Annotated in this window: 11 protein-coding genes; 7 read left to right on the top strand and 4 right to left on the bottom strand. The window is 34.1% G+C overall.

The window, feature by feature from the left end:
- The 4 genes from BT107_RS16775 to pepE all read right to left on the bottom strand — a co-directional run.
- The coding region (locus tag BT107_RS16775) for a hypothetical protein (protein WP_072304997.1) at positions 1-1,025 on the bottom strand (1,025 nt) is incomplete at its 3' end.
- 358 nt (positions 1,026-1,383) lie between these two features.
- Positions 1,384-2,541: a T9SS type B sorting domain-containing protein gene (locus BT107_RS16770; RefSeq protein ID WP_072304996.1), complete on the bottom strand. Its 1,158-nt coding sequence runs from the start codon at positions 2,539-2,541 to the stop codon at positions 1,384-1,386.
- A 1-nt stretch (position 2,542) separates the two neighbouring features.
- On the bottom strand, positions 2,543-5,254 hold the full coding sequence (locus tag BT107_RS16765) for a beta strand repeat-containing protein (RefSeq protein WP_072304995.1): 2,712 nt from the start codon (positions 5,252-5,254) through the stop codon (positions 2,543-2,545).
- A gap of 129 nt (positions 5,255-5,383) precedes the next feature.
- Positions 5,384-6,076 (bottom strand): dipeptidase PepE, encoded by a 693-nt coding sequence (gene pepE / locus BT107_RS16760; protein ID WP_072304994.1) that lies wholly within the window; start codon positions 6,074-6,076, stop codon positions 5,384-5,386.
- A gap of 149 nt (positions 6,077-6,225) precedes the next feature.
- On the opposite strand from pepE, the gene BT107_RS16755 reads away from it, so the two are divergent.
- From BT107_RS16755 to BT107_RS16725, 7 genes are all read left to right on the top strand, one after another.
- Positions 6,226-6,966: a hypothetical protein gene (locus BT107_RS16755; protein ID WP_072304993.1), complete on the top strand. Its 741-nt coding sequence runs from the start codon at positions 6,226-6,228 to the stop codon at positions 6,964-6,966.
- 3 nt (positions 6,967-6,969) lie between these two features.
- Positions 6,970-7,725: a carboxypeptidase-like regulatory domain-containing protein gene (locus tag BT107_RS16750; RefSeq protein ID WP_072304992.1), complete on the top strand. Its 756-nt coding sequence runs from the start codon at positions 6,970-6,972 to the stop codon at positions 7,723-7,725.
- On the top strand, positions 7,725-8,453 hold the full coding sequence (locus BT107_RS16745) for a carboxypeptidase-like regulatory domain-containing protein (RefSeq protein ID WP_244543139.1): 729 nt from the start codon (positions 7,725-7,727) through the stop codon (positions 8,451-8,453). The genes BT107_RS16750 and BT107_RS16745 overlap by 1 nt, the downstream gene beginning before the upstream one ends.
- A 2-nt stretch (positions 8,454-8,455) precedes the next feature.
- Positions 8,456-9,187 (top strand): carboxypeptidase-like regulatory domain-containing protein, encoded by a 732-nt coding sequence (locus tag BT107_RS16740; protein WP_072304991.1) that lies wholly within the window; start codon positions 8,456-8,458, stop codon positions 9,185-9,187.
- Between the two features lies 1 nt (position 9,188).
- Entirely contained in the window at positions 9,189-9,965 is a 777-nt protein-coding gene (locus tag BT107_RS16735) for a carboxypeptidase-like regulatory domain-containing protein (protein ID WP_072304990.1), read from the top strand.
- 67 nt (positions 9,966-10,032) lie between these two features.
- Entirely contained in the window at positions 10,033-10,533 is a 501-nt protein-coding gene (locus tag BT107_RS16730) for a DUF6702 family protein (RefSeq protein ID WP_072304989.1), read from the top strand.
- Between the two features lie 59 nt (positions 10,534-10,592).
- A complete protein-coding gene (locus tag BT107_RS16725) occupies positions 10,593-12,902 on the top strand; it encodes a M1 family metallopeptidase (protein ID WP_072304988.1) in 2,310 nt (769 codons plus the stop codon).
- Positions 12,903-12,909 lie beyond the last annotated feature (7 nt).

Here is a 12,909-nt window from a genome sequence, read left to right as displayed (position 1 = left end):
GCAGCCGTAGCTCTTGTAGTTTCTGCGGTGATAGCAGTTGTATTGTTTGTAATGTTTGTTTGTAGTGTAGCATCGTTATAAAAAGCACCACCATCAGCACCAGCAGTAACATCATTGTCTGCATCAGTACTTACAATTACTTGTGTAGATCCAGCAACTTGCGCATCTACATAAGTTTTAACAGCATTCTGAGTAGGGAATGCATCGTCAGAAGTTCCTAAAGCAACATTAGTTGATTTATTAGCAGCATCTTCTTTTAGAGCGATTGCCGTGTTTGCAGCAGCAATAGCAGCATCTGCATCAGCTTCATTTAAATCTACATCGTCTTGTACTGCTTGTATGGCTGCTGCACTTGCGCTTGCAACAACACCAACTTCTGCATCTGTAGCAAAAGTTCCGTTTAAGTCTTGCGCTATTGTTCCGCCAGCATCTGTAATTTCTATAGCAGTACCGTTTAGTGTAAAGTTTGTATTTAATTCGTTTGTGATATCAGCATCTGCATCATCAACATTTAAAATTAAAGTTCCGCCATCTTCTAAGGCTATATTACCAGATGTTCCGTCTGTACTTATTGTTTGGTTGTCTGTACCTACAAAATCTACAGGACTACCATTACCATTTGTAAAGCTAAATGTACCATCACCATTATCTGCCAATTGGGCTTTAGTAATGGTTACTGTGATATTATTCTCGTTTGTGTAAGAGAAAGTTCCGTCGTTGTTATCAAAAATAACCGTATTTGTTTCATTAAAAGAACTAGTGTCGCATAGAGATTGCCACAAAATACCATTGTATTGAAACACACAGCCTTCATCAGTATTGTAAACCATAGCGCCAGTTAGGGGGGTAATGGTAGCCATTTGTGCAGTTGTAACTCTAGTTAGTATAAGCACCTTGTCTGTGCTTTCTAATTCTAAAATAGAGGAGGGGTGTATTGTGTTAATGTCATTTCCTATTTTAACCTGCCCAAAAGAGTATTGAGCTAATGCTAAAAAACCTATGAGTAATAATTGTTTAATCTTCATTTGTGTATGTAATGGTTAACAGTTGTAAATTACTAAAAGAAATAGCTTTGCATACAATATATGTTGTGAAAGCTTATAATATGTATATGTATGTAGACTTTAATGCTAGCTGTTTGGATAAAACAATAGCAAGTAAGTGTGCTAATTACATAATGTAATTAGCATAAAAATACAATAAAATATGTTGTTTTTACGTATGTTAGCGAAGTTGTTTTCTTACAGACGAAATAGATTTTTTGTAATTTGGGTTTGAAATATAGCAAGCTACTAGCATTAAAGCTATTCAGTAGTAATGTGTGTTAAGTTGAGTATACAACTGTTTGTTTAAAATATAACGTTTATTTAATGCAAAATAAGCTTAGTTGCCTGTACCAGTTAGATATAAAAATCCTTGGTATTCTAGTTGAAGATCGTCTAGGAAAGCAAGGTAAAAATAAACACCACTTGGTAAACCTTCGTTTCGTTTATATACGTTATTGTTTATGTTAGAGTAGCCATTAAACTCGCTCTGATAGTTATCTTTTTCAAAAACTTTAAGTCCGTTTCTATCAAAAATTCGAATGCGATTGTTTGGAGATAACTCTAGTTCTGGAATTACAAGAAAGTCGTTTACACCATCGCCATTATTACTTACATAGTAGTTTTCTAGATCTAACAATTCTGTTGGAATTGCCATTTTAGCCAATGTAATAACTTCGTAATCGTTAGGTACAAAAGTTTCTGATGTTACTGCTCCTTGGTTAAGATCGCCAATAGGGTCTACGCTACCCAAATTAACCCATCTTTTTTGTATTCTGTGCCAACCCGCAATGCCTACTTGGTAATACTCGTCTACTAGGTTTGCTATATTACTACGGTCGTTCCAAGAAATACTAACAGTAGATGGTAAACTGCTATCTATGTCCCAAAATTCTGTGGTGCTAACGTCTCTAACTTCTTTTTGTTTGCTGTTTGTATTAAAACTTGTACTAAAGGTTGATGGAAAGTTAGGATCTTCGAAAAAGTATGCACACTTAGCGGTTACATTTTCGCTTTGCGACTGCAATGTTAAAGGTCTTATGTAGCCAGAATCGCCAACGGTAAAAAAGAAGTTTTGCTTTTGTTCTACTAGCATATACCCATCTACTTTAGATAGGTTAGACTCGCCTACAGTAAATGCGTCTTGTGTTAGTTTTATATTCTCTAGCGGATTGTTACGGAGAGTAACAAAGTCGCCATCTACAAGGTTTAATGCATTGGTAGTTGTAATAGAAGTTTCTAGAATAGCAGAACTAAAAGGCTTGTACATTTCTACATCATAAAAAACAGGAATAAACGCACCTGTAACACTAGTTGTTACTTGACCATAAAAACCAAGTGTACCCAAATTCTGATCAAAAGGAGCATCGTTAATAAGGTTGGTATGCAGCCCAAGTGTACCCGTATCATGTATGCGTATGCTACCATTGTTATACATGGCATTTTGTGCTACGGCAACAGAACTACAACATAAAAATATGTAAAGTAAGTTTTTCATACTAGTTTATTTGTTGCCAGTTAGTACCGTCACTTTGTAATTTTGTTATACCAGCAGGAAGTGATGTTGGGTTGTTGTTACCCATAGAATCTAAATAAGAAGAACCAGGAGTAAAAGTTACGGAATAATCAGGAGATGCTGTAATAGTTGCTGTATCTGGATTCTTAATAATGTAAATTCTACCTTGGCAAGTGCTGGCTGCGGGTAGTGCGATAGTTCCATCAGAACCAATTATTATTGTGTGGTGAATATCAGAAAGAGTTAAATTGCCTGTTGTAGTTAATATTGCAGTAGCTAACGAGCCACCTGTATGTAATGTAGAATTTGGGGATGTAGTTCCAATACCAACGTTTTGAGTTGCGTCTATTGTTATAGCTTGAATACCAGCAGTTGAAAAACCAATTTGGTCTTCAGCAATTCTAAACATTCCAGTATTTGTATCTCCATTGGTATAAAAACCATAAGATGGTTGGCCAACTGTTCCTCCAGTTGCAGCGAATCCATCTCTTGCTCTAATTTGTCCCTCGACATCCAATTTGTCTTGCGGGTTTGTTCTTCCAATTCCTAACCTATTGTTTGTGTTATCCCAAAATAATTGACTATTGTTTTCTGTAGCTTGGCCTGTTGCATCAGCAAAAAAGATAGACCCTGTTGTACCACTAACAGTTTTACTATCAACATATGTTTTTACAGCTTGTTCTGTTGGGAAATCAGTTACAGAGTTATCAACTAAAGTACCGTCATTAGATTTATTTGCGCTATCTTCTTTTAAAGCTAAAGCAGTGGTTCCTGCTGTAACTGCTGCATCTACATAAAACTTTGTTGCAGCATCTTGCGCATCAGTAGGGTTTAAAACATTGGTTAGTTTTTGTGAACCAATAGATAAGTCGCCCGTTGGAACAGCAAAGCCAGATAGAGAAATATTTGTTTTGTCTAGTTTAGCATCGTTAATTGCTAAATCAGCAATTTTATCCCTAGTAACATTTGCATCAGTAATTTTTACTGTTGTTACGGCATTGTCAGCCAGTTCATCCGTATTAATTCCGCCTGCACTAACATCTAGAGTTAATGGATCTGCTACGGTTCCTGAACCAGAAACAACAAGTGTGGCATCTGTTGGTCCGGTAACTTCGTTACCAATTAATCCATCTGCTGTTAAGGTAGTAGCATCAACTAAAACCCAGCCGGTACCATTCCATTGCATTAATTGTCCTACGGCAGTACCATCTGCTAATTTTGTTAGTGTAATATTTTTGTCAGCAATTTCATTTGCACCAACTGCACTTGGGTTAATCTCTAAATTAACATCGCCCAATAAAGCATTAGTGTCACCTGTAACATTTAAGTCGGTAGACGTAATGTTACCATCACCCGTCAAGGCAGTTACATCTACATCTAAAGCACCAGTAGTTGTGTTTTTTGTTAACCCAGAGCCAGCAACATCTGCATTTATTTTATCAGCAGTTATAGCATTATCTGCAACATCTAGTGTTGCAATTGTACCATCTAATATGTCTTCAGAAAGTATTGTCTCATTTACTATTTTATCTGTAGTAACTGCATCTGCAGCTAATTTAGCAACCGTAATTCCACCATCAGCAACAGAAATACCAACAGTTTCTAATAAAGAACCAGTAGGTGTTCCTGTTAGTGTTATAGATGCATCTGCAGTTAAATCTTGACCTGTAATATTATTTGCGTCTAGTGCTCCCCATTCTACGCCATCGCCAGCATTATTTGTCTTTAAAACTTGATTAGCTGTGCCGTTAGCAATTTTGCTAGTAGTAACATTTGCGTCTGCTATTTTAGAGGTAATTATGGCATCATCTGCAATATCTAGTGTTGCAATTGCACCATCTAATATGTCTTCAGAAAGTATTGTTTCATCTGCTATTTTGTCTGTAGTAACCGCATTTGCAGCTAATTTAGCATTCGTAATTCCACCATCGGCAACAGAAATGCCAACAGTTTCTAATAAAGAACCAGTAGGTGTCCCTGTTAGTGCTATAGATGTATCTGCAGTTAAATCTTGACCTGCAATGCTAGTAGCGTCTAAAGTTCCCCAAACAGTAGTGCCTCCTTGTGTTTTTAAAACTTGACTTTCTGCACCTGGGGCTATTTTTACAGCACTTAGCGAGTTGTCTGCTATGTGGGTGTTGTTTATTTCGTTATCTCCTATATGGTTAGCTTTAATGGCATCATCTGTAATTTTAGCTCCGCTAATGGTACCGTCTAAAATAGAAGCGCCGTCTAACTGAAAAACTTCAATATTAACCGTGTTTCCATCGTCTGTCACTTTTATTCCACTAGTAATAGAGCTAGCACCAGAACCTGTATAGTTATTTGTAAATTCTGGAGTTTCAAAAACAGTTTCTACGCCTGCAGCATTTGTAAATGTAAATGTATTGGCAGGGTTTTCTACCAAGTTAATATCGCCTGCATTTTCTGCTTCACATAAGTTAATCCAAATTGTGCCATTGTAATAATGTACACAGTTGGTATCTGTGTTGTAAATTAATGCTCCGTTTAAAGGAGTCATTGCATCCATTTGTAACGTACTAAGTCTAGTAATTACCAAAGCTTTATTGGTGCTTTCTAATTCTAAAACTGAGTTAGCGTCTAGGTTTTGTGGATTTTCGCCAATTTTAACTTGTGCTTGTATACTGGTAAACAGACAAGTACTTAAAAATAATCCAAAAACTAATTTTTTCATACAATAGGGGTGTTATATTTTGCAAATAAACAGTGCTAACAAAAATAAAGTAAAGATGTGTGGCAACCTAAAACTGTGGTTAAAATGCAATTGGTATCCGTTAAATAACATCTATGGCACGTCAGTATTTTAAAAATCAATGGTTTTGCTTTCGTATGGTGTTTTGTTAACTTCAAAAATACGAGCGGTATGCTTGCCTTTAAGTTCTATTGTATTTGCAGTTACAAGTAAAAAACTGCCTTCTCTTAAACCAACTACGGGTGTGTTGTTATATGCGTGAAACTCTTTTAGTCTAGTTTCTCTGGTTTCGCCATTGTGCTTGCTATTAGGGTCTGGATCTAGATAGTGGGCATTTATATTAAAGTTTACCAAATGCATAGTATCAAAACTTGGAGGGTATACTATAGGCATATCGTTAGTGGTTTTCATAGTAATACCAGCAATATTGCTACCTGCACTTGTGCCCATATAAGGTGTGCCGTTGGTAATACGTTCTTTTAAATGTTGCATTGCATTTTGGCTGTACAGTTGTTGTACCAAAACAAATGTATTGCCGCCACCACAGAAAAAAGCCTGCGCTTGGTCTATGCCTTCTTTATGGTTTTTGTAGGTGTGTAGGCCTATTACTTTTTTATCAATTTTAGCAAATGCTTTAGCTGCAATTTCTGTGTAGTCATCGTGACTTATGCCGCCTGGCCTGGCAAAAGGTATAAAGGTTACGGTATCTACATCTTTAAAAAATAAAGCAACATCTTGTAATATGTATTCTAAATAGCGTTCTCCAAAAAGGGTAGATGTACTAGCTAATAATAATTTTTTCATGCATTATATTTTTAAAAGATTCTTAAAATTCAATTTTACAAATTAACAAAAGTTTAATGGTACTCTATTTTTTTTGAATGTAAATTGCATTTCATTATATTTAAGTGATACTTAGAAAATAATTTTCTGAGTAGTAAAAACTAACCCCTATGAAAAACAATTTACTTGCATTATTTTTTTTACTAATTACCGTAACAGTTTTTGCACAAGATGCAGAGCGTACGCTATTACGAGGTACTGTTATCTATAGAGATATTAATGTGCCAGATTTGGATGTTATAAATGTTACTGCAGAAGATGCTGTAGTTACAGATCAAGACGGTGATTTTGCTATAAATGTAAAATTAGGAGATCAGTTAGCTTTTACAGCTTTAAATTATAAAATTAAAATAGTATTTATTACTGAGGCTATTTTAAAGAAAAACCGTTTGGTAATAGATGTTAACGAAAAAGTTACAGAACTAGACGAGGTTGTAGTTAGCCCAGAAGATCAAGAAAAATTTATAGAACTTAAGAATGAAGAGTTTAAAGAAGTAGAGTACGAGATAGACCGTACTACTATTGTTAACAACGTTGCAAATACCGATATTCAAAACGGAGGTTTGCAAAATGGAATTAATTTTGTAAATCTTTTTAAGGCTTTAACAAAGTCTAAAAAGAAAAAAGACGAAAAAGCAAAAGTGCCAGAAATTAAAATAAGTAGAGTTTTAAGACAGGTGTACGAAGATGACTTTTTTGTAACTGATTTAGGAATACCTCAAGATAAAATAGATAATTTTTTACAGTATTGTGATGATAAAATACCATCTCAAACATTGTTGAAAAAGTCTAACGAATTTCAGCTTATAGATTTTCTTGTAACCCATAGTAAGGAATATAAAAAACTATAAAGCTTGAAGAAAAATCTACTTTTTTTAATCTTTATATGTGCCTGTTTCTTTGCAAACGGGCAGGTTGTCCTTTATAAGGCAGTCAAAGGTACTATTATGAGTACCGCAGAAGAAGTGGTAGGTGTATATGTTATAAACACAACTAGCGGGCAGGCAACTATAGCCAATGCTAATGGTTTTTTTGTTATGCCAGCCAATGAGACTGATACTATAATTTTTTCTGCTGTACAGTTTAAGAAAAAAGATATTATAGTAACTAAAAAAATGTTGGAAAGTAAAAACAACATTATAGTATTAGAAGAAACTTTAGAGGAGTTAAATGAGGTTGTTTTAGACCAAAGAACCTTTGTGTCTGCAAAGAGTTTGGGCTTGCCAAATGCAGATGCTGTTGTGCTGCCACAAAGCGAACGCTTATTGCATGATGCAAATCACGGACCTATGTTTGGTGGTTTAAGCATAAATATGAACAAGCTTTTAAACGCAATTAATGGTCGTACTAAAATGCTTAAAAAGCGTGTAGCCAGAGATAGGCGTTATGCACGTAGTCAAGAAATGCGAAATTCTTATGCAGATTCCGTTTTTATAAAAGATTTAAACATACCTAGAGACCGCATAGAAGAATTTATATTGTATTGTGAGGTAGATTCTGAGTTTAATTCTCTTGCTAGAGAAAAAAACGATTTTATTATTTGGGACTTTTTAGTTCGTAAAAGCTTGGTCTTTTTAAAAGAAAATGAAAACCCAATAGAGGATAAATAATGATGAGACAATTGTACTGTTTTTTAGTTTTAACTGCGTTTACACAAATAAGCACAGCACAAGAAAAAGTAGTGCAATTAAGAGGTATTGTTGTAGCCCAAGCAGAAGAGGTAGTTGGTGTTTACGTTTTAAATAAAACAACAAGTAAAGGAACAATTACTACCAAAAGCGGAAGTTTTTCTATTCCGGTTCGTTTGCAAGATACCATAGAGTTTTCTGCTGTACAATTTAAAAACAGGCAGGTTGTTATCACCCAGAAAATATTAGATTCTAAAAATTATTTAGTCGATTTAAGCGAAACTTTAGAAGAGTTAGATGAGGTTGTTTTAGACCAAAGAACTTTTATAACAGCAAAAAGCTTAGGATTGCCAAATGCAGATGTAAAAGTTTTGCCTTTGTCAGAGAGAGAATTATTTTCGGCTAATAATGGTAATAATTATATGAGTTTAGATCCACTAATAAACTTTTTAAGTGGTCGTACAAAAATGCTAAAAGACAGAATCTCTAGAGATAAACGCTATGCACGTAGTCAAGAATTGCGAAGTAGTTATGTAGATTCAATTTTTTCAAAAAGTTTAGACATTCCTATAGATCGTATAGATGAGTTTATGCTGTATTGCGAGTACGACAAAAGGTTTGATGGTATTTTTAAGGAGAAAAATAAACTTATTGTTTGGGATTTTTTACGACAAAAAAGCGAGGTTTTTTTAAAATTTAAAGAAGAGTAAATATGCAAAAGTTACAATTTTTCTTGTTTTTGGTTACTGCTACTCAACTAACTACTGCGCAAGATAAGATTGTACAATTAAAAGGTAGTGTAATTAGTAATGTACAAGAAGTTGTTGGTGTTTATGTATTAAATAAAACTAGCAATAAAGGATCTATAACAAATGAAAATGGCTCTTTTTCTATTCCGGTACGTTTACAAGATACTATAGAGTTCTCTGCTGTGCAGTTTAAAAATAGGGAGATTGTTATCACCCAAAAAATACTAGACCTTAAAAGTTATATAATCAATTTAGATGAAACTCTAGAGGAGTTAGATGAGGTTGTTCTGGATCAAAGAACACAAGTAACAGCAATGAGTTTAGGTTTTGTTCATGCAAATGTAAAAACATTAGAATTAGCAGAAAGAGAATTAATTTCTGGTAAAACGATGTCTTTTGATGGTATTAAAAACTCATTAGATCCGGTTATAAATTACTTAAGTGGCCGTACTAAAATGTTAAAAGAACGCGTGGCTAGAAATAAGCGTTATGCAACAAGCCAAAAAATGCAGCGCAAGTATTTAGATTCTACAGTTCTTAGTAAGCTAAAAATACCAAAAGAACGCTTGCAAGAATATATTTTATATTGTGAGCAAGATGAGGATTTTGATGCTTTTATGTTGCAACCCAACGATGTATTTATAAAAGCATTCTTTAAAATGAAGGCTAAGTCATTTTTAAAAGAAAAAGAATAATATGCAAAAACTATTCTGTTTGTTAGTGGTTGTCTTATTTGTGCAAGCTGGCGTAGCGCAAAATAAAAGTATAGATATAAAAGGTACGGTAACCAGTACAACAGAAGAAGTTGTTGGTGTTTACGTATTAAATAAAACAAGTAATAAAGCTACAATTACAAATTTAAACGGGTACTTTTCTATTCCGGCGCAAGAAAAAGATACCATCGAGTTTTCTGCAGTACAGTTTACAAATAAAAAAATAGTAATTACTGCTGCTATTTTACAACAGAATAATTGGGTAGTAGCTTTAGAAGTAGCATTAACAGAGTTAAAAGAGGTAGTAGTAAAACCATTTTATTTATCTGGTAATATTGCTACAGACTTAAATAGTTTAACTTTAGAACCTGTTGTTGATGGTAGGTCATTGGGGTTGCCTAATCAAAATGTAAAAACACTATCTTCAGATGAACGTGCACTGTACTCATCAATGTCTGGCGGACCAATTTTATCGTTAATAAATGCATTAAACGGACAAACCAAACTATTAAAGAAAAGAGTAGAGCGTAATCGTAGATACCAGAAAACTATGCGTGTTAAAAGATATTATGCAGACTCGTTATTTGTAAATGAATTAGGGATAGAAAAAGATAAAATAGATTTGTTTATGTGGTACTGTGAGTTTAAAGATGATTTTCAGGTTGTAATAAATACAAAAGACCAACTAAAAATATGGGAGTATTTGCGCAAAAGAAGTATGGAATTTAAGACAAAAAAAATAGGTGTTCAATCAAATTAAATAAATAAACTACGTCATATATTTGGCACGCCAATTGCTTACTTTTGGTGATTATAAACTACATATCATGCTTAAAAAAAGATTTTTATTATTAGTGTTGCCCCTTTTTGCTTTTGTTGCGCTACATAAATACTATGTAAGTGTAACTAGTGTTAATTATTCTGATAAAGAGCATACACTACAAATAACGTCTAGGGTTTTTATAGATGATTTTGATGAGTTGTTAAAGCAACGCTATGACATAAAATCTAATTTAGCGACTAAAAATGAGAACAAACAAGCTGAAGATTATATAAAAAAATATCTAAAGCAAAAGTTTCATATTTACATAAACGGAGAAGAAGTTAAGGTTAATTATATAGGTAGAGAATACGATGTAGATAACATAGTAATATATCTAGAGGTTGAAAATGTTAAATTAGAAGAACTTAAAACTATTGAGGCAGAAAGTACTATACTTACAGATATATATGAAGAACAAAAAAACATAGTACATTTTAAGTTCTTAAAAAGTAAGAAAAGTGTTGTTCTAACCCGTGGAAATAATAAAGGAATGTTAAAGTTTTAGAGTTGCTTTAACAAATCGCTAAAAAAGTGTTAATTTTCGCCTACATAAAACCATAGAAAATGAACAAAATTAACTACTATTTAGCTGCTGTTCTATTTATGTTTGCCACTGTAATGGTGCAAGCACAAGAACAAACAGAAAGACAAGCTGGCCATACCAACCAGAGTAAATTTAGACAAATGTACCAGGAGTTTTCTACTCCTAATGCATATAGGTCTGCGTCTGGTGCTCCGGGACCAGCTTATTACCAACAACAAGCCAATTATAAAATGGACATTGAGTTGGATGATAAAAACTCAAAAATTTACGGTGAAGAAACAATTACGTACATTAATAACTCTCCAGACGATTTAGAGTTTTTATGGGTTCAGTTAGATCAGAACGTACGTGAAAAAGGAAATAAGTCTGCGTTAAGAAATAGTTCTTCTTTAAACGGTGCAGTGCCTGTAAGTCAGTTTGCTGGTTCTCATATGAAAGGTGCAGAATTTGATGGTGGATTTAAAATTCAGCATGTAAAAGGATCTAACGGTAAAGATTTACCTTATACAATTAACCAAACTATGATGCGTGTAGATTTACCTACAGCATTAAAAAGTCAAGATCAAATTTCTTTTTCTATTAAGTGGTGGTACAACATACCAGACCATACAGTAAGTAGAGCAAGATCTGGATACGAGTCTTTTGCTAAAGACGGTAACAAAGCCTATGTAATTGCTCAGTTCTTTCCAAGAATGGCAGTTTATAGTGATGTAGAAGGATGGCAAAACCATCAGTTCTGGGGTAGTGGCGAGTTTGCTTTACCTTTTGGAGATTACGAAGTAAACATTACAGTACCTGCAGATCACGTATTAGATGCAACAGGAGAATTACAGAATAGAAAAGAAGTATTCTCTAAAGATATGATGAAGCGTTATGAAAAGGCAGTGAAGTCTTTTGATAAGCCAGTAGTTATAGTAACACAAAAAGAAGCAGAAGCTGCAGAAAAAGGTTTCTCTAAAGACAAGAAAACGTGGAAGTTTATTGCTAAGAACGTAAGAGATTACGGTTTTGCAACATCACGTAAATTTATTTGGGATATGCAAAATGTTAAATTGCCAAGTGGTAAAACAGCAATGGCAGTTTCTTTATATCCAAAAGAAGGTAACCCATTATGGGAAGAATATTCTACTAAAGCAGTAGCACATACGTTACGTTCTTATTCTGCTCATACTTTTGATTATCCTTATCCAAAAGCAATATCTGTACATGCAAAGCAACAAGGTATGGAATACCCAATGATTTGCTGGAACTACGGAAGACCGAATGAAGATGGTACATATTCTGATAGAACTAAATACGGAATGATAAGTGTAATTATACACGAAGTAGGTCACAACTTTTTTCCTATGATTGTAAACTCTGACGAACGTCAGTGGGGTTGGATGGATGAAGGTTTAGATACTTTTATGCAATATATGGCAGAGCAAGAATTTGGAGATGAATTTCCAGATGCAATTGCACCAAATGCTAAATACCCATCTAGAAGAGGAGAGCCTTCTAAAATAGTACCTTACATGGCTGGTGATCAAAGTTTTATTACACCAATTATGGCTAACCCAGAAAATGTGTATCAATTGGGGAATAATGCATACGGTAAGCCGGCAACTGCATTAAACATCTTAAGAGAAACAGTAATGGGTAGAGAGTTGTTTGATCATGCGTTTAAAACATATTCTCATCGTTGGATGTTTAAACACCCAACACCAGAAGATTTCTTCCGTACTATGGAAGATGCATCTGCAGTAGATTTAGATTATTTCTGGAGAGGTTGGTTCTATACTACAGATTACGTAGATATGGGAGTTAAAGAAGTTAAAAAATACCAAGTGTCTAACAAGCCACCAAAGCAAATTAGAGATGTAATGGAGCAAAGAAACTTAAAATTAAGTGACTTACCACCAATGGTTTTTCTAGCAGATATGGATAGTGATGATTTTGATGCTAACTTAAAAGGTAAAAACCCATCAGATGTATCTAAGACATTAAAAGAATTTATGATGGATAACTTAACTGCAGCAGAAAGAGCAGCTGTAAAAGAACCAAAATTCTTTTACGAAGTTACTTTTAATAAGCCAGGTGGTATACCAATGCCTTTAATAGTAGAATATAGTTATGCAGATGGTTCTAAAGAGAATGTTACTTACCCAGCAGAAGTTTGGAGAATGAGTGATAAAGAGGTTAAAAAAGTAATTTCTTCTCAGAAAGAATTAACAGGTGTAGTTGTAGATCCTAAAGCAGAAACTGCTGATATTGATACAACAAACAACTCTTGGCCAGCTAAAGAAGTGAAGTCAGGTTTTGATAAATTTAAAGGAAATGTGAAGCAATAGTTTCAGC

This window comes from Cellulophaga fucicola (genome assembly GCF_900119145.1).
Classification (GTDB): domain Bacteria; phylum Bacteroidota; class Bacteroidia; order Flavobacteriales; family Flavobacteriaceae; genus Cellulophaga; species Cellulophaga fucicola.
The sequence above is the reverse complement of the archived record's forward strand: the minus strand, read 5'-3'. Positions and strand labels throughout refer to the sequence as shown.

Coding starts and splice junctions, on each gene's coding strand:
- BT107_RS16770 (WP_072304996.1), bottom strand. CDS start 2,541: ATGAAAAACTTACTTTACATATTTTTATGTTGTAGTTCTGTTGCCGTA.
- BT107_RS16765 (WP_072304995.1), bottom strand. CDS start 5,254: ATGAAAAAATTAGTTTTTGGATTATTTTTAAGTACTTGTCTGTTTACC.
- pepE (WP_072304994.1), bottom strand. CDS start 6,076: ATGAAAAAATTATTATTAGCTAGTACATCTACCCTTTTTGGAGAACGC.
- BT107_RS16755 (WP_072304993.1), top strand. CDS start 6,226: ATGAAAAACAATTTACTTGCATTATTTTTTTTACTAATTACCGTAACA.
- BT107_RS16745 (WP_244543139.1), top strand. CDS start 7,725: ATGATGAGACAATTGTACTGTTTTTTAGTTTTAACTGCGTTTACACAA.
- BT107_RS16740 (WP_072304991.1), top strand. CDS start 8,456: ATGCAAAAGTTACAATTTTTCTTGTTTTTGGTTACTGCTACTCAACTA.
- BT107_RS16735 (WP_072304990.1), top strand. CDS start 9,189: ATGCAAAAACTATTCTGTTTGTTAGTGGTTGTCTTATTTGTGCAAGCT.
- BT107_RS16730 (WP_072304989.1), top strand. CDS start 10,033: ATGCTTAAAAAAAGATTTTTATTATTAGTGTTGCCCCTTTTTGCTTTT.
- BT107_RS16725 (WP_072304988.1), top strand. CDS start 10,593: ATGAACAAAATTAACTACTATTTAGCTGCTGTTCTATTTATGTTTGCC.